We start from the raw sequence: 16,452 nt of genomic DNA, 5'->3' as shown, positions 1-16,452 counted from the left end.
AGTCCTGGGCGGTGACCCGGGGGCCAAGCGCCGATCCCGACGACAAGCGCCTTGCTGTGCGCACCGAGGATCATCCGTTGTCCTACGGCGCGTTCGAAGGCGGCATACCCAAGGGCGAATACGGCGGCGGCACGGTGATGCTCTGGGACCGGGGCACGTGGGCGCCGGTCGCGGGCAAGAGCGCGAAGGACATCGCGGACGGCCACCTCCACTTCACCCTCGATGGCGAGCGGATGAAAGGCGAATGGCTGCTCGTGCGCATGAAGCCCAGACCCGGCGAGAAGCGCGAGAACTGGCTGCTGCGCAAGGTGAAGGATGCCCATGCACAGACGGGTGACATGCTCGTCGAGCAGGGCCTGACCAGCGTGCTCACCGGCCGCACCATGGCCGAGATCGAAGCCGACAAGGGCGGCACCCATTCGCTGAAAGGCAAGAAGGGCGATGCCTTCGCGCAGGTGATGGAGAAGGCCGCCTCTCGCAACGCGCGGCACAAGCGCCCCTCCCGCAAAGCTTCGGGCAAACCACCGAAGTTCCGCCCCGTCCAGCTCGCCACGCTGGTAGACACGGTGCCAACCGGCAACCTGTGGATGCACGAGATCAAATTCGACGGTTACCGCGCGCTCATCGCGGCGGCCGGGGGCAAGGTCGTCGTCCATACCCGCAGTGGCCTCGACTGGACCGACAAGTTCGCCCCGCTCGCCGCGCATATCGCCGCGCTGGACCTGCCGCCCTGCCTGATCGACGGCGAGATCATCGCGCGCGGGCCGGAGGGCAACCCCGACTTCTCCAGCCTCCAGGCCGTGCTCAAGCGCGGCAAAGGCAGCCAGGGCTCAGACCAGCCCCTTGAATTCCATGCCTTCGATCTCCTCGAACTGGATGGCGAGGATCTGGCGGCGATGCCCAATATCGAGCGCAAGGAGCGGCTTGAGGCGCTGCTTGCGGATGCCGCGCCGCCGATCTTCATCGCCGACCACATGATCGGCGCGGGCGAAAAGCTCTACGATGCGATGTGCGGCGCCGGGCAGGAAGGGATCATCGCCAAGCGCATCGATGCACCGTACCGGGGCCGCCGCACGAAGGACTGGGTCAAGGTCAAGTGCACCCGGCGGCAGGAATTCGTCATCGTCGGGTGGGCGAAGTCGAACGCCAGGGGGCGCCCGTTCTCCTCCCTGCTGCTGGGGCAGTACGAGGGCAAGACCCTTGTCTATCGCGGCAAGGTGGGCACCGGCTTCGATGCCGAGGGTCTTGCCGACATGGCGGGGCGGCTTGAGAAGCTGGCGCGCAAGACCCCGCCGCTCGATGTCGACAAGACCGAGGCACGCGGCGCAAGCTGGGTCACTCCGAAACTGGTGGCGGAAGTCGCCTTCGCCGAATTGACCGGGGAGGGCCGCGTGCGCCATGGCAGCTTCCTTGGCCTGAGAACCGACAAGAAGGCCCGGGCGGTGACTCCGGAGAAAGCCCAGGCCACGCCGCAGGCAGAGATCGCAGTCAAGATCAGCAACCGTGAGCGCGTGATCTTCCCCGAAAGCGGCGACACCAAGGGCGACCTTGCGGATTACTATGCGGCCATCGCGCCGCTGATGCTGCCGTTCGTGGCGAACCGTCCGATCAGCCTAGTGCGCTGCCCGCAGGGTCGGGCGAAGAAATGCTTCTTCCAGAAGCATGACAGCGGCACTTTCGGCGATCACGTCCATCACGTGCCGATCCGCGAAAAGGGCGGGGGCGCGGAGGACTACCTCTACCTGAGCGATGCCGAGGGCCTCCTTTCCTGCGTGCAGATGGGCACGATCGAGTTCCACGGCTGGGCCGCAAGGACCGACGACGTGGAACGCCCCGACCGCATGATCTTCGATCTCGACCCCGACGAGGGGCTGGATTTCAAGGCATGCATCCAAGCCGCCAAGGACATCCGCGCCCGGCTCGCCGACCTCGGGCTGGTGACCTTTGCCATGCTGTCCGGCGGCAAGGGCGTCCATGTCGTCGTGCCGCTCAAGCGCGGGCACGACTGGGATACCCACAAGGACTTCGCCCGCCGCTTCGCCGAAGCGATGAGCCTTTCCGAGCCGGACCGCTATGTCGCGACGATGAGCAAGGCCAGGCGAAAGGGCCGCATCTTCATCGACTGGTTGCGTAATCAGCGCGGGGCGACCGCCGTGCTGCCGTATTCCGCGCGGTCACGGGAAGGCGCCCCGGTAGCGGTGCCGGTAAGCTGGGATGAACTGGGCGACATGAAAACTGCGCACCCGTTCTCGATCGGTGATGCTCCTGAACTGATCGAACGATCAGAAACGTTGCATGGCTGGGGTTTTGCCGACCAACAGCTTCCAGAAATTTGACGTCGCGGCCTTGACCGTGCCTTCGAAAAACTCGCTCCATGCAACATGGTGCAGGGCGCTGTGCCAAGCCCGTCGCAACTTCGCCACCGGTCCATGTGACGACGACAAAGACCCGATCCGTAATCCCGATCGCGTGCATAAAGCCGTTGACGTTGGTGCATGTTTTGAATGACGTCCATTACGCAAGAACAGGCCTTAGGCTCATTTCAGAACATCGTCACCAAGCTCAGATAGCCATTGAAAGCTGTACCAAAGCGGGGGCTGTAGATGGGATGTACCGTGACCCCTAGCCCAGGCTGAAGATATAAGCCCGGACTTACCCGGTAGGCGTAACTTGCGATAAGCGCCCAAGTGGCATGATAATTACGCTCGCCTTGTACGGTCCGTGCGCGCAGTCCCGCCGGGCTGTACTTGTTGAGCGTGGCCACCAGCGATGCGAGGTCGAAGGGGCGGCTCTTTAGCATACCCACGGCGTAGATCCGCCCTTCGTAATATTGGGTATAGAAGTTCTGCCGTGGCGGCGCGTAGTTGAAGGTGGCACCCACATAGAAACCGCGCGCGGGCTTTTGCGGATCGGGCTGCGTGATCTGCTTGTCTCCCGCGATGAACGCCGCCCAGTTGGTAGAGCGGGCTCCGTCGAAAGTATCGAATTTCGTCGTATTGTAGATGCCGCCGCCGCGTATCCATATCAACTTTGCTCCGCGGGCGGCGGATCGATTGAAGCCGACTTCGTCGATGACCAACACGCCGGTGCCGGGCGGGTGGAAGCGGAAGCCCCCCGGATTCACCGCATTCTCGGCGGTCGCACCGCCGGCCGGCAGGCTGCGCTGTACACCGACTTTGTTATAGAGGTGCTTGCCGGCCTTGATGCGCGCATTGAAGCCGGGAGCAGCGAACCCGCCATAGCTCAGGCCCAACTGGAACGGGATAGTCGCTTGCGGCCCGAGGTTACCGGTGGCCAGGTTGCCCCCGACATTGATTCCCAGAAATTCCTGCGTGTTGTCGATATAGCCCAATTTGAAATCGACGCGGTCATGGAACAGCGACTGATAGTAATGCAGCCGACCGATGCGCAGTTTTTTCGGCCCGTTGACCTCTGGGAAGCTGTTATCGACGAGGCTGAACGTCGTGGCGATCTGGCCGCCTGCGATGCCGATCATGTCCAAGTCATACGTGGCGGTAAGGCTTACGGTGGTGTTGGTGCGGGTGATATCCTGCCCGTTGTACAGTTGCGGACCCTTGTAGCCGCGATCGTTCTGCAGGAAGTCGTACTGGAAATTGGCGGTATTGATCGGCGAAATGCCGATGCCGATGTCCGCCAGCGCGTCGCGGATGCCCCCGTGGTCGGACAGTATCGTGTCGGCCACCCTGGGATAATTGATGGCCCAGCCTTTGAGACTGAGATCGTCGAACCGCTTGTAACGATCCTGTGGCGAGGGAGAGGGGGCGTCTTCGCTGTCGCGCGGAGGCACCTGTGAGGCTGATGATTCGGCGGGCACTGCTTGTGCGGGCGTCCCACTGCTCTGTTCCTGAGCGGGGGCGGGAGATGGATGGAATATGGTCGTTGCAAGCAGCGCGGCGGTCAGGAGGGGAATCTGCGACGTATGCAAAGGAAATATCATGAAGACGGCCCGTTATCGTTGGAGATGGGTTCGAAATTGTGTTCCCCCACAAAATCCGGCGGTCTTTTCTCCAGAAATGCCGCAACACCTTCGCGCCCCTCCCGGCCCGCGCAGGCGGCGGCGATCGCAAGCGCTTCCGCTTCCAGATGCTCGCGCAGGGTCACGGTATGCGAAGCCGCCAGCAGTTGCCGACATGTCCCCAGCGCGCCGACCGGCCCGGCGGCAAGTTGTGCCGCCAGCAGCCATGCCTCTTCGGCAAGGACGTCGTCTGGCACCACGCGCGTGACCAGGCCGATCGCAGCGGCCTCCTGCGCATCCACGCGCCGGTTGGTCAGGATCAGGCTCTGCGCCTGCCGCAGACCGACCAGCTTCGGCAAAATCCACGACAGGCCGCCATCGGGTGTCAGTCCGACACCGGCATATGCGGCAGTGAAATGGGAGGATGCGGCGGCAAGAACAATATCGCCGAGAATGCCGAGGCTCATCCCCGCACCCGCCGCCGGGCCGTTGATCGCGCAGACCAGTGGCTTGGGCATGGTGGCAAGACCGTGAACTGCGTGATGGAAACACTGCGCCAGCCCGAACACATGCGTCCGTGCATCGCTTCCGGCCCGAGCGAACAAGTCGATATCCCCTCCGACCGAGAAGAAGCGGCCGCTGCCGGTCAGAAGGACACAGCGCACGTCTTCGGACGCGGCGCAGATATCGACTGTCTCGCACAGCCCCTCTGCGATCTCCGGGGAAATCGCGTTGCGCATTTCCGGACGGGAAAGGGTAAGGCGGGCCACTCCCTTGTCGATGGTCAGGCTCACAGGTTCGGAAGCGATCACTGCGCAGTTGATCCGCCATCGACCACCAGTTCGGCGCCGGTCATGTATCGCGCCGCGTCACCGGCAAGAAACGCCACGGCATCGGCGATCTCTTCGGGGACGCCAATCCGGCCGATGGGAACATCGTCCATCAGGCGGCGGGCGACCTTCGGATCCGCGTGCGCGGACGCCGTGAGCGGAGTGGCCACATGGCCCGGATGGATCGAGTTCGCGCGTACCCCGTTTCCGGCAGCGGCGCATTCCAGCGCGGTCGCCTTGGTGAACATCCTGACGCCACCTTTCGCGGCGCAGTAGGACGCACAATCGGGCGCGGCGACGATCCCCCGGATCGAAGACATGTTGATGATCGACCCGCGTCCGGATGCCGCCAGCAACGGCATCATGTACCTGGTGGCAAGGAAGATGCTGTCGAGATTGACACCGATCACTGATCGCCACATGTCGAGCGAGGTTTCCGCGATCGAGCCGAACTTGCCGAACCCGGCGTTATTGAACAGCACGTCCAGGCGCCCGAACTGGTTTTCGATGCGGGTGGCGAGAGCGATCCAGCCCGGCTCGTCAGTGACGTCGAGCGTGATTGCTTCGTGGCCAGAACCGGGCATGGCATCCAGAGCGCGCGTCAGGCCTGCCGTATCGAGGTCGGCCATCAGCACTTGTGCTCCTTCCTCGGCAAAGCGTCTGGCCGTGGCCAGGCCGATGCCCGATGCGGCGCCGGTTACCAGTGTGATGCGACCGTGCAGTATGCTCACGATGCCGCCCCTTGCATGTCGGCGTCGCTCTTGCTCAGCGACAGCAGGCTGGCGAACTGCGGATTGGTGCGGGACAGGATCGCCTGCGTCCTCTCCGCGATCGACGTGTCGAAACCGTCGGATGTGAAGACATAGAGCTTTTCGTCGCGAATTCCCGCGAACGCCTGTTCGGCTACGGTCTCGGGCGAGATCGCGTTGCGGTAGAGGTTATCGGCAATTTCCTGCAATTCCTGCGACTCCTGCGCTCTGCCATGCTCCGGCCGCAGACTGTCGGGCCGCGAACGTTCCGCATCGTAGATCCGCGTGGCGACAAGGCCCGGACACAGCATGGTGACCCCGATGGGGGCGCCCTCATCGCGAAGGCCCGCATAGAGCGCTTCGGTGATACGCACGACGGCATGTTTGGACGAACCGTAGACCGCTGAACCGGCGCCGCTGACGAACCCGGCAACCGATGCGGTGTTGAGGACATGACCGGGGCGGCCGTCGGCGATCATGCGGGGAACGAAGCTGCGAATGCCGTTCACTACCCCTTCGACATTGACGCCGAAGGCCCAGCGCCAATCCTCCAGCGGGTAATCCCAGACGAGTCGATGCCGCCCACCCGGAACCACGCCGGCATTGTTGCACAGCAGGTCCACGCTTCCGAAACTATGCCATGCCAGATCGGCGAGCGCCTGCACGGACGCGGGATCGGCCACGTCGGTCCGGGCTAGAACGATCGGCGTCGCGCCAAGTCCGGCGGCGACGGTTTCAAGGTCCGCCAAGTTTATGTCGGCCAGCAAGAGGTTCATTCCCTGCGCTGCGGCCAGTTGCGCCAATGCCGCGCCGATGCCGCTGCCTGCGCCGGTGATAACGGCCGTCTTGCCAGAGAAGTCCTTCATTTTGCTTCCTCTCTCTCTTCGCCCGGATCCCTTTGAGCGGGACTCGACACGCGGCTGAATTTAATCAACCGACCGGTCGGGCGTCAATTACCTTATCCCCATTGACCGATGCGGCGCCTCGGCATAGCGTTTACCAAACCGACCGGACGGTCTGGATTAATGGGAGAGAGCATGACCGTTTCTATCAGTCCTTTGCCGGCGCTGGGTCTGCTCCGGCGCGATGCGCCCAAGACGGTGGCGGGATTTCGCCGGTTCAGATCCGTCATCGAGACTGACGGCGCGCTTCCGGCTTGCGTCAAATTGCTCTTCACGGCCTGCGCGGCCACGACCAAGGGTTACGAGGAGATGGCCCGCCGGGAATTGTCCGCTGCCAGAGATGCAGGGTTGACGGCAGAGCAGGCAGGGGCAGCGGTGGCCATCCTGTCGAGTGTGCGCGGCGAAGGGGCAGCCTTGCGGTTTCATGGCATCCATGCATCGGTGTTCGGCGACGCCGCCGATGCGCAGGCCGAGGAACAGCCGGTTGAGGTGGCGCCCGGCGACGCCGAAGCCAATTTCCTGCATTACTTCGGTACGATGCCGCCTTCGCTTGGCAAACTGCTGGATCTGGTGCCGGTTGCGGGCGATGCATATTACCTTATGCGCGAGGGCACGTTGTCCGGCACCGCGCTTGGGCCGATGAATGCGGAACTGTTGCTCGTGACCGTACTCGCCGCCGACTACAGCAGTTGGGCATCGGTCCACATGAACGGCGCGCGCAAGGCAGGAGCCAGCGAGCAGGCGGTTGCGGAGGCGGTGATCTGCGCCGTGCCCACCAGCGGCCTGTCGGCCTGGGTGGTCGGCGCGACATCCATGGATGCATGACCGTACCCCAAGTCCGCTGCTTACAGGCCGCTGACGAGGTGACCGCCATCCACGGCGATTACTCCGCCGGTCATGTAAGCTGACTGGTCGCCGACCAGCAGCAGCAAGGGGCCGTCCAGATCGTGCATGGTGCCAAGGCGCTTTTGCGGGATACGCGCGATCAGTCGCTTGCCCGCGTCCGATTGGAAGAAGTTCCGGTTGAGGTCGGTTTCAATATATCCGGGCGCCAGTGCATTGACCCGGATCCCGCGTGGCGCCCATTCGAGCGCCAGGGCTTTCGTCAACTGGATCAGCCCGGCCTTGCTGGCGGCATAGGCGGCCAGGCCCTTGGATACCCGCTCGCCCAGAATCGATGCGACGTTGACGATGGCGCCTCCTCCCGTCATCGCGAGCGCGGCCTGCCGTGCGACAAGGAATGCCCCGGTCAGGTTGGGTTGCAGTACCGAAAGCCAGTCTTCCGGCGAAACATCGATCGCGGCACGGGTTTGCGCGACTCCAGCATTATTGACCACGATCGAGAGGGGTGGGGCAGTGTCCCGGGCGATCCGCTCGAACCCGGCGGCGACGGATGCCGGATCGATGACGTCCATGATCACCGGTCGGCAGCGTCCCTGCGTCTCCTCCGCCAACGAAGCCAGGGCGTCTTCGCGCCGTCCGGCCGCGAAAACGGTGGCGCCATGCCTTGCCAGCAGCCGGGCGAAATGCCGGCCGAGTCCGGAACTCGCGCCGGTCACCAGTACGGATTGTCCATTCAGGTCCATCAAACTTGTCCTCTCGCCCGGTTTCGCCTTGCGCATTCGTCGCTTCGCCTTCAAGGCTATAGGCGGCCGACCGGACGGTCGATGCTCAAAAGGGACAGTGGATGCAATTATCCGGCAAACGTGCGATCGTGACCGGGGCGGCGAAGGGGCTGGGGGCTGCGATAGCGACTGCCTTCGCCCGCGAGGGCGCGCGGGTCGCGGTCGCGGACATCGATGTGGCAGGATGTGACAGGATCGCTGGGGCGATCGCTGCGACCGGCGGCGATGCCCTTGCGTGCCGTCTTGACGTGACGCGGGAAGACGAATGGGCCGCCATCGTGCAGGATCTTGTAGCGCGATGGTCCGGCGTGGACATACTCGTCAACAATGCGGCGATCGCGTCGGCTCTGGTGCGGATCGAGGATCGCCTGCCGGAAGATTGGGACCGCAACATGGCGATCAATGCACGCGGGCCGTTTCTGGGAACGCGCGCGCTGCTGCCGGTATTCAGGGCCAATCGCGGCGGTGCGATCGTCAACGTCTCGTCCGTGGCGGGGTTGGGACAGTCGCAGATCATGGATCCGGCCTATGCCTGCAGCAAGGCGGCGCTGACGATGCTGACCCGGATAACCGCCGCGCAGCATGCGGCCGATGGTGTGCGTTGCAACTCTGTCCACCCCGGCCCGATCAATAGCGATCTCGCGCGGGCCGCTTATCCCGATGAGCGGGCCTTTGCCCGCCGGGTGGCTCGCGTTCCTGCAGGGCGCATGGCGAACATGGAGGAAGTGGTGGACGCGGTCGTCTATTTGGCGAGTGATCGATCGTCCTATATCACGGGCACAGGGCTGGCCGTGGACGGCGGCGCATTGGTACAATAGCATCAGGGTTGGCCTGCGGGCCTGATAAAGACAAAGGTAACAGCCGAGCATGGCACGACAAGCGACCAAGAAGCGACCTACGACCGAGGCGCATGGCGAGAAGCGCAATGAAATCCTCAAGCATTGCGCCATCCTGTTCGACCGGGTCGGTTATCACAAGGCATCCATGCAGATGCTTGCGGATGAGGTCGGTCTCGGCAAGCCGACGCTCTATCACTACTTCCGCAGCAAGCATGACATCCTCTACGCCATCCACGATGCGCACATGAGCGCGTTGCTGGAGGGCCTGGACAGCGACGATGCCCAGGCAGACCCGCTGGCTCTGCTGCGCAGCGCGTGCATCGACATCCTGCGGCAGATCGCCGACCATCCGGGTTATGTAAGGGCCTTCATGGATCATTACGGCGATCTGGAGGGGAGCCTGGGCAACCAGATCAAAGAGCGAAGGAATGCCTATTTCGCCCGGCTCCAGGGGATCATCATCAAGGGGATTGAAGGCGGCCAGTTCCGTGATTGCGATCCCACCCTCACCACTTACGCATTCCTCGGCATGTGCAACTGGGCCTATAAATGGTATCCGCGGCTCGCCAAGAAGCAGTCGCCCGAACAGGTGGCCGATGCCTTGTGTCGGCCGTTCTTCGAAGGCCTCAGCAAGCACGCGGGCTGATCGCAGATGACCGCCGATATCTCGTCGATGCTTGCTGCGGTGCGTTTTGAAGATTCTTCGGGAATACGCGGGGCGGCAGAAGCACTGCGTGATTTCGTCCAACATCTCAGCGGGTTGCGGACGGCAGTTACGGATAACATCGCAAGCCGGGAGCCGATGCGCGACGGCGATGGCGAAATCCTGGCGAGCGAGGTCTTCGGCTTCCGCGCGCACGAGGACGCCTGCTGGTGGCAGTCTCCGCAACTGGCGCTTTCGTCACCCCTGACCAGCGCATGCCGGATCGAGGCCGAGCCTTTCTGGTGCAACGCAGACGGGTATCGCACGCGCGTCCGAAATCCGCTTCTCGACGCGCTCGACATGTCGGATTTCCGGCGGCGTGCCCTTACCGCCGCTGCGTTGGTGGTGCCTGTCCATCTGCCGTTCGGACAGATCGGCGCCGCCAGTTTCCTGTCTCCGGACCAGGATGCCCATGACCTTTCCCAAGCCTTCGATCTGCATTCGGACACGTTGGCCATCGTTGCGCGTGCGTTCGTGCATTGCTATTTCGCCGTCACCGCCCGGCCGCGCCGCGACATGACGGGCACGTCCCTGACCAAGCGAGAAGTCGAATGCCTGCGATGGGCGGCAGTGGGCAAGACGAACGATGAGATCGGTCTGATCCTCGGCCTCCAGCGCAGCACGGTGCGCTTCCATATTCGCGCCGCATCCCGAAGGCTGGATGCGGTCAACCGCGACCAGACGCTCTTCAAGGCGGCACAACTGGGGTATCTGGGGATGGTGCGCTGATGCGCTGACGCATTGGTCAGAAGCCAATGGAGCAAGATACGCACTAGACTTGCAGGCGAGGAGAAGATCCATGCCTGCAGTGCACACGCCTTCTGATCGTCACGCGGTCCGGAATGAAGTCGGTCCAATTTTTCCGTTTGCTTGCGCATCGACGGCCCGCTGACATGGACCTTCGTTTCACCGATGCACAGCGCACCTTTCGTGCCGAGGTTCGCGCCTTTCTGGACCGGTCCTTGCCCGAGCGGCTGCGCAGCGGCGCGGCGCTGACGTCCGGAGTATTCGCCGAACCCGATGTCGCGCGCGAATGGCAGGCGATCCTCGAGGCGCAGGGGTGGCTGGTGTACCACTGGCCCAAAGAGGCCGGTGGGCCGGGATGGTCTCCCCTTCAGCGCTGGATATTCGAGAAGGAATGCGCGCTCGCCGGAGCGCCGGTTCTGCCGGGAATGGGGCTCAAGCTGGTCGGCCCGGTTATTTACACTTTCGGGAGTGAGTCGCAGCAGGAACATTACCTGCCAAGGCTACGCAGCGCCGAGCATGTCTGGGCGCAGGGCTTTTCCGAACCCGGCTCCGGCTCCGATCTCGCCAGCCTGCGCACGCGGGCGATCCGAGACGGCGAGTACTATGTCGTCTCCGGTCACAAGATCTGGACCACGCAGGCGCAGTTCGCGAACCACCTCTTCGCGCTCGTTCGCACCGATCCTTCGGTAAAACCGCAGAAAGGGATCAGCTTTCTGCTGATCGACATGGCGACACCGGGCCTTTCGGTTCGCCCGATCCTCAGCGCCTCGGGTGATCATGAGCTCAACGAAGTATTCCTCGACGAAGTGCGCGTGCCGGTTGCCAACCGCATCGGCGACGAGGGGCAGGGCTGGACGATCGCCAAGTTCCTGCTTGAGAACGAGCGTGGCGGATCGTCCTTCGCACCGCAGTTGCTCGCGGACCTGGCAAGGTTGACCAAAGCCGTCGGGACCTGGCGCGGCGACCTGGCCGCGCGGGCGGAGCGGCTCAGGTTTGAAGCCGAGGCGCTGGAAATGACCGAACTGCGCACGCTCATGGAACTGGAGGCGGGGGAGGGGCCATCGCTGCGCAGCCTGACCACCAAGCTGATCGCATCAGAGATCAGGCAGGGGATAGATCGGCTTGCCGTCGACGGTTTCGGAATGGCGGGGTTGCAACTGCCCGTGCAGCGCCCGTTCTATGGCGATGCTGCACCGCCGTCGTTCTCGGGCGCCGAAGCACAAGTTGCGGCAGCCCGCTATCTCAACAGTCGCAGCTGGTCGATCTTCGGGGGCACCAGCGAAATCCAGCTTTCCATCACCGCCAAGGCCGCACTCGGCCTGTGATCACACGGAGTATCGGTCATGCCTGAAGCTTACATCGTTTCCGCCCGGCGCACTGCAGGCGGTCGCCGCAACGGTCGTCTGGCCGGTTGGCATCCTGCCGATCTGGGTGCGCTCGTGCTCGACGCGCTGGTGGCGGAAAGCGGGGTCGATCCGGCGGCGATCGATGACGTCATAATCGGCTGTGTCAGCCAGGTGGGAGAGCAGACCTTTGCTTTTGGTCGCAACGTGGTTCTGGCATCCGGCCTGCCTGACAGCGTCCCGGCGGTGACCATAGACCGGCAATGCGGTTCCTCCCAGCAGGCACTGCATTTCGCCGCGCAGGCGGTTATGTCGGGCATGCAGGATCTCGTCATTGCAGGCGGCGTCGAAAGCATGACGCGCGTGCCGATGGGGTCCGCGATCACGCTGGCGCAGGGGGGCGGCATCGGCGCCGATCCCTTCCCGCCCTCGATCAAGGAGCGCTTTGGCGTGGATTGGTTCAACCAGTTCGCCGGCGCGCAGATGATCGCAGACAAGTACGGCTTCAGCCGAGAGCAGCACGACCGGTTTGCACTTGAAAGCCATCGCAGGGCAGCCGCCGCTGCTGCGGGCGGTGCCTTTGCCGCCGAGATCGTGCCCGTGCCAGTCAGCGATGCCGAAGGACGGCAGATCGCCCACGATCGCGACGAGGGTATCCGCGCGGATTCGACGCTGGAATCTATCGGTTCGGTCAAGCTGTTGAGCGAGACGGGAACGCTCAGCGCTGCGACGGCGAGCCAGATCTGCGACGGTGCCAGCGGCGTCCTCATTGCGTCGGAAGCAGCGGTGAAGGCCCATGGCCTGACCCCCATCGCGCGAGTGGTGAACCTTGCGGTAACCGCAGGCGACCCGGTGATCATGCTGGAAGAGCCGATCCCCGCGACGCGCCGGGTATTGCAGCGGGCAGGGCTGACCATGGCGAATATCGACCTGTTCGAGGTGAACGAAGCCTTTGCGTCGATCCCGATGGCCTGGGCGCAGGCGCTTGATGCCGATCCGGCGCGGCTCAACGTCAACGGCGGTGCGATCGCGCTGGGTCATCCGCTGGGTGCGACCGGAACCAAGCTGACCGCCACGCTGATCCATGCCTTGAAGGCCAGGGGCGGACGCTATGGTCTCCAGACGATGTGCGAGGGCGGCGGCATCGCCAATGCTTCGATCTTCGAGGTCCTGTGAGGTGAACCTTACGCTGACTGAAGAACAGGCCATGATGCGCGAAACGGTGCGGCGGTTTCTGGGCGACCGGTTCGATGCCGCGACGATGGCCAAGGCACCTATGTCGCGCGCGGACTGGCTCGCGCTTGGCGAACTGGGCTTGTTCACCTTCCTCCTGCTCGAACGGGCAGGGGGAATGGGAGCGGGGCCGGTGGAAATCATGCTGGTATCCGAAGACATGGGTCGCAGCCTGGCGATCACTCCGTTGACACAAAGCGTGCTGCATTGCGCTGCCATTATCGCGGGCAATGGAACTGAGGCGCAGATCGAGCGATGGGTCGAACCGGTGGCGCGCGGCGAGCAGGTCCTGGCCTTCGCTGCGGGAGGCAGCATCCGCAGTGGGCGGTTGACCGGGGATGTGGGCCTCGTCCGCGATGGCGTGGAGGCCGCGGCTTTTGTGGTTGCTGTCGAGAATGGCGCAGTGGTGCTGGTATCCTCTGATGGACCGGGCATCGCTCGTAGCCCGGTCCGTCTGATCGACGGCAGCATGGCGGCGGCTGTTCGCTTCGATGACGTCGAATGCGACATGATCGGGATCGACGTGCGGCAGACTGCTGGGGCAGGTTATCTGGCTGAACTGTCGATCGTCGCCGAGATGGTCGGCGCCATGGGCACGCTGCTGGACCTGACGGTGGAGTATATCGGGCAGCGCAGGCAGTTCGGCGCCGCGATCGGCAGCTTCCAGGCCATCCAGCACCGATGCGCGCGCCTCTTCGTGCTTCTGGAGCAGTCCCGGTCCATGATGCTGCGGGCGGCGCTGGCTGAGCCGGCCGAACGTGGCGAGGCGCTGCGTGCCGCGCAGGTCTATGTCGCCGATGCGGCGCTGCGCCTCGCGGAAGACGCGGTGCAACTGCACGGCGGCATGGGAGTGACCGAGGAACTGGCTGTTGGTCGAGGCCTGAGGAGGGTGCTGCTGCTGTCGCGTCTGTCGGAAACAGCCGCCCGTTTGGAAGCCTGAGGAGACGCTACCGCCGCCTGCGCAAGCCTGAACGACAGGTCCGCGGGCGGCGATCGATCGGCTTGTCATTGCGAGGAAAGCAACCCAAAACGGCGTAGTGCTGCTTTGGGTTGCTTCGCTCGCAATGGGTCGATCTGATGAGGTCGCACTTCAGGGGCCTGACCTTACCGCAATATTTCCTCACCATACCATTTCGCGGCAAGCAGGAAGCATCCGCCTGCGACCAGCCCCAGCAGGGAAAGCGATGCCATTGCGTATCGTAATCCTTCGGCGCCGCCCCCCAGCAAGTCACTAAGAATGCCGGTCAGCCATGGACCAAGTCCCAACCCGACGATGTTCACGGACAGGAGCAGGATCGAGGACGTGAAAGCGCGTATCGACGTTGGCACAAGGGACTGCGTCATGGCGATGATCGGCGAGTAGTAGAAGAACATCAGCATGACGGCGATGCCTCCGGCGACAAGCGATATCGCAAGGGAAGAGGCCGTGAATTGTATCACCGCAGCAGGCACCACGGCGACCATCGCCGCCCCCGAAAGCATCGGGCGCATTTGCACATCTGTCGCGCTGATCCGGTCCGTAAGCCACCCTCCCAGGAAAATGCCGATCCCGCCGCCTATCCCGCTCATGAATGCCAGTGCGGTGGCGATATCTCCCAGGGTCATGCCATGGGCGCGTGCGTAGAACGGGGCGTTCCAGTTGAGCGCCATGCTCAGGACAAAGTTGTTCAGCGCGCCGCCGGCAAACAGCAGCAGCAGACTCTTCTGCCGGGCCATGAGCCTGAGACCGTCCCTCCACGGCGGTGCCTCCTGGACTTTGGCTGTTTCGAACCGTCCACGCGGCGGCTCTTTCAACAGTTGCAACACGATCGGTGCAAGCAGGACACCGATGCCGCCGATGATCCACAGGGCTGCTCGCCAGTCGATCGCCTGGGCAAGCCATCCACCTGACAAGTAGCCCAGCATGACGCCGATCGGCAAGGCGAGGCCCCAGACGGACAACGCCGTTGCCCGCTGGTTGGGCGGATAGTAATCGGCGATTACCGAATGACTGGCCGGGATGCTGCCGGCTTCGCCAAGTGCGACCCCGATGCGGAAGAATACCAATGTCGCGAAACCGGTACTGAAGCCGCTGAGTGCGGTCATCGCGCTCCACAAGAGCAGGGAAGCGGCGATGACGTGCTTGCGGCTGTAGCGATCCGCAAGACGTGCGACAGGCACGCCCAATGTGGAGTAGAAGAGCGCAAAGGCGAGCCCGGTCAAAAGACCGAGTTGCCCGTCGCTGAGAAGGAGGTCCCGCTTGATCGGCACCTGCAGTATCGAGATGATCGTGCGATCGAGATAATTGAATACCGAAACCAGAATGAGGATGAGCAATGCCATCCTGCCTTCGCGTGCAGACCCCCCGATGATCGTTTCGTTTCGCATCTTACTTGCCGAACCTCCCAGTGAAGGTAATTCCGATCGAACGCGGCGGCGCGACTGCTACACGTTCAACGTCGAGGTTGCCGATCCCTCCGGCCGCAGCGACTTCAGCGCGGGTCACATGATAGAAGGCGTACTGCAGGCCGTTGGTGACATATTGCTTGTCGAAAAGGTTCTTGGACCAAATTCGGACATCCCACATGCCGTTCGGGGCTGTGTAGGTGATGGATGCGTTGGCGACGTTGCTGCGCTTTGTCAGCGGAACCGTAGGCTGCCCGCCACCGGTTGAGGTCACCTGATAGCTGCTGGCATATTTCGTGTCGGCGTGGAAAGTCAGGCGCGCTCCGCTTGCGAGATCGACGTCGTAGTCAGCCAAGGCGGTGAAATCGTGCTTCGGGGTGAATGGAGCCTGGTTTCCGGTACAATCCAAGCCCGAGGCCGTGCATCCGGTGAAGCTACGGTAGAAGGCATCGGTGTATGCATAATTCACGCCGAAGGAGAGGCCGGCTGCCGGACGCAGCGTCGCCTCGACTTCGACGCCCTTGGCGCGCAAGGAGCCGGCGTTCGAGTCCTGGAAAACACCATTGACCTGCGAGCGTACCTGAAGGTTGCTGGTATCCGCGAGAAAGCCAGTCAGGTTCAGAGTCAGAAGACGATCGAAGAAATCGGTTTTCGTACCGATCTCGTAGCTCCAGGTCGTCTGCGCCTTGAGTGGCGTAGCGGCTGCGGTCGGCGTTCGCACGTTGAAACTCCAGCCGCCGCCCTGGAAGCCTTTCGATGCCGATGCATAGACAAGGCTGTTCGCCATCGGCTTGTATTCGAGGATGACGCGCGGTGTGAAGCCTGACCAGCTGTCTGTCGCATCGTCGCTTGCGGGAAGGTCGACGTAGTATGGGCCGCCTTGGAATGGGGACGATCCGATGTGACGGGTGTAACCGGTCTTCCTTTCGTAAGAATACCGGAGGCCGGCGGTCAGGGCCAATTTGTCCGTGAAGGCATACTTGCCTTCCGCGTAGGGGCCAAAACTTCTATTCTCGATTTGACCTTCGAATGTCTGGTTCGGCGTGTACAGTCCGCCGTTCAACACAGAAAAGTAGAGAGTGGGGTCGGTTCCGTTGAAGCCGAAGACCGTCGTGTGATT

The 16,452-nt window shown here is 63.2% G+C and carries 14 protein-coding genes and 1 pseudogene; 8 read left to right on the top strand and 7 right to left on the bottom strand.

All coding sequences use genetic code 11. From position 1 onward, the window contains the following. Positions 1 to 2,336: DNA ligase D (ligD, locus tag ACODRZ_RS08335; RefSeq protein WP_488986193.1), on the top strand; the 2,336-nt coding region annotated here is incomplete at its 5' end. Positions 2,337 to 2,542: 206 nt separating this feature from the next. Here the strand turns inward: ligD and ACODRZ_RS08330 are convergent. The 4 genes from ACODRZ_RS08330 to ACODRZ_RS08315 are packed head-to-tail and all read right to left on the bottom strand — an operon-like array spanning position 2,543 to position 6,421. Further along, positions 2,543 to 3,946, bottom strand: coding sequence for a carbohydrate porin (locus tag ACODRZ_RS08330; RefSeq protein WP_488969393.1), 1,404 nt, complete (start codon positions 3,944 to 3,946; stop codon positions 2,543 to 2,545). Positions 3,947 to 3,954: 8 nt separating this feature from the next. Then, a complete protein-coding gene (locus ACODRZ_RS08325) occupies positions 3,955 to 4,785 on the bottom strand; it encodes an enoyl-CoA hydratase/isomerase family protein (RefSeq protein ID WP_488969404.1) in 831 nt (276 codons plus the stop codon). After that, positions 4,785 to 5,537, bottom strand: coding sequence for an SDR family NAD(P)-dependent oxidoreductase (locus ACODRZ_RS08320; RefSeq protein WP_488969392.1), 753 nt, complete (start codon positions 5,535 to 5,537; stop codon positions 4,785 to 4,787). Before ACODRZ_RS08320 ends, ACODRZ_RS08325 begins: the two co-directional genes overlap by 1 nt. Then, positions 5,534 to 6,421 carry an SDR family NAD(P)-dependent oxidoreductase gene (locus ACODRZ_RS08315; RefSeq protein WP_488969391.1) on the bottom strand — a complete coding sequence of 296 codons (888 nt, stop codon included), beginning with the start codon at positions 6,419 to 6,421 and terminating at the stop codon, positions 5,534 to 5,536. The genes ACODRZ_RS08320 and ACODRZ_RS08315 overlap by 4 nt, the downstream gene beginning before the upstream one ends. Before the next feature lie 171 nt (positions 6,422 to 6,592). Here ACODRZ_RS08315 and ACODRZ_RS08310 point away from each other — a divergent pair, with 171 nt between their 5' ends. After that, a complete protein-coding gene (locus ACODRZ_RS08310; protein WP_488969390.1) occupies positions 6,593 to 7,282 on the top strand; it encodes a carboxymuconolactone decarboxylase family protein in 690 nt (229 codons plus the stop codon). A 20-nt stretch (positions 7,283 to 7,302) separates the two neighbouring features. On the opposite strand, the gene ACODRZ_RS08305 is transcribed toward ACODRZ_RS08310, so the two are convergent. Next, on the bottom strand, positions 7,303 to 8,043 hold the full coding sequence (locus ACODRZ_RS08305) for an SDR family NAD(P)-dependent oxidoreductase (protein ID WP_488969403.1): 741 nt from the start codon (positions 8,041 to 8,043) through the stop codon (positions 7,303 to 7,305). A 101-nt stretch (positions 8,044 to 8,144) separates the two neighbouring features. On the opposite strand from ACODRZ_RS08305, the gene ACODRZ_RS08300 reads away from it, so the two are divergent. The 6 genes from ACODRZ_RS08300 (at position 8,145) to ACODRZ_RS08275 (ending at position 13,887) form a co-directional block, all read left to right on the top strand. Further along, entirely contained in the window at positions 8,145 to 8,900 is a 756-nt protein-coding gene (locus tag ACODRZ_RS08300; protein ID WP_488969389.1) for an SDR family NAD(P)-dependent oxidoreductase, read from the top strand. Between the two features lie 49 nt (positions 8,901 to 8,949). Further along, positions 8,950 to 9,567, top strand: coding sequence for a TetR/AcrR family transcriptional regulator (locus ACODRZ_RS08295; RefSeq protein ID WP_488969388.1), 618 nt, complete (start codon positions 8,950 to 8,952; stop codon positions 9,565 to 9,567). A 6-nt stretch (positions 9,568 to 9,573) separates the two neighbouring features. Then, on the top strand, positions 9,574 to 10,353 hold the full coding sequence (locus ACODRZ_RS08290) for a helix-turn-helix transcriptional regulator (RefSeq protein ID WP_488969387.1): 780 nt from the start codon (positions 9,574 to 9,576) through the stop codon (positions 10,351 to 10,353). A 164-nt stretch (positions 10,354 to 10,517) separates the two neighbouring features. Then, a complete protein-coding gene (locus tag ACODRZ_RS08285; protein WP_488969386.1) occupies positions 10,518 to 11,696 on the top strand; it encodes an acyl-CoA dehydrogenase family protein in 1,179 nt (392 codons plus the stop codon). Positions 11,697 to 11,714: 18 nt separating this feature from the next. Continuing rightward, complete coding sequence (locus ACODRZ_RS08280) at positions 11,715 to 12,890, top strand: acetyl-CoA C-acetyltransferase (protein ID WP_488969385.1); 1,176 nt, start codon at positions 11,715 to 11,717, stop codon at positions 12,888 to 12,890. Then, positions 12,865 to 13,887 carry an acyl-CoA dehydrogenase family protein gene (locus tag ACODRZ_RS08275; RefSeq protein ID WP_488969384.1) on the top strand — a complete coding sequence of 341 codons (1,023 nt, stop codon included), beginning with the start codon at positions 12,865 to 12,867 and terminating at the stop codon, positions 13,885 to 13,887. The genes ACODRZ_RS08280 and ACODRZ_RS08275 overlap by 26 nt, the downstream gene beginning before the upstream one ends. 164 nt (positions 13,888 to 14,051) lie before the next feature. Here ACODRZ_RS08275 and ACODRZ_RS08270 read toward each other — a convergent pair whose 3' ends face one another. Both ACODRZ_RS08270 and ACODRZ_RS08265 read right to left on the bottom strand, forming a co-directional pair. Next, entirely contained in the window at positions 14,052 to 15,269 is a 1,218-nt protein-coding gene (locus ACODRZ_RS08270; RefSeq protein WP_488969383.1) for a spinster family MFS transporter, read from the bottom strand. A gap of 46 nt (positions 15,270 to 15,315) precedes the next feature. After that, positions 15,316 to 16,443, bottom strand: a pseudogene (locus ACODRZ_RS08265) (TonB-dependent receptor); the annotation flags it as partial. Positions 16,444 to 16,452: the final 9 nt, after the last annotated feature.

Source organism: Novosphingobium sp. FG90 (genome assembly GCF_057808725.1).
The sequence above is the reverse complement of the archived record's forward strand: the minus strand, read 5'-3'. Positions and strand labels throughout refer to the sequence as shown.

What these genes read in the sequence shown, in the direction of transcription:
- ACODRZ_RS08285 (WP_488969386.1), top strand. Translation starts at nt 10,518, where the DNA reads ATGGACCTTCGTTTCACCGATGCACAGCGCACCTTTCGTGCCGAGGTT.
- ACODRZ_RS08295 (WP_488969388.1), top strand. Translation starts at nt 8,950, where the DNA reads ATGGCACGACAAGCGACCAAGAAGCGACCTACGACCGAGGCGCATGGC.
- ACODRZ_RS08280 (WP_488969385.1), top strand. Translation starts at nt 11,715, where the DNA reads ATGCCTGAAGCTTACATCGTTTCCGCCCGGCGCACTGCAGGCGGTCGC.
- ACODRZ_RS08275 (WP_488969384.1), top strand. Translation starts at nt 12,865, where the DNA reads ATGCTTCGATCTTCGAGGTCCTGTGAGGTGAACCTTACGCTGACTGAA.
- ACODRZ_RS08305 (WP_488969403.1), bottom strand. Translation starts at nt 8,043, where the DNA reads ATGGACCTGAATGGACAATCCGTACTGGTGACCGGCGCGAGTTCCGGA.
- ACODRZ_RS08300 (WP_488969389.1), top strand. Translation starts at nt 8,145, where the DNA reads ATGCAATTATCCGGCAAACGTGCGATCGTGACCGGGGCGGCGAAGGGG.
- ACODRZ_RS08290 (WP_488969387.1), top strand. Translation starts at nt 9,574, where the DNA reads ATGACCGCCGATATCTCGTCGATGCTTGCTGCGGTGCGTTTTGAAGAT.
- ACODRZ_RS08315 (WP_488969391.1), bottom strand. Translation starts at nt 6,421, where the DNA reads ATGAAGGACTTCTCTGGCAAGACGGCCGTTATCACCGGCGCAGGCAGC.
- ACODRZ_RS08310 (WP_488969390.1), top strand. Translation starts at nt 6,593, where the DNA reads ATGACCGTTTCTATCAGTCCTTTGCCGGCGCTGGGTCTGCTCCGGCGC.
- ACODRZ_RS08270 (WP_488969383.1), bottom strand. Translation starts at nt 15,269, where the DNA reads ATGGCATTGCTCATCCTCATTCTGGTTTCGGTATTCAATTATCTCGAT.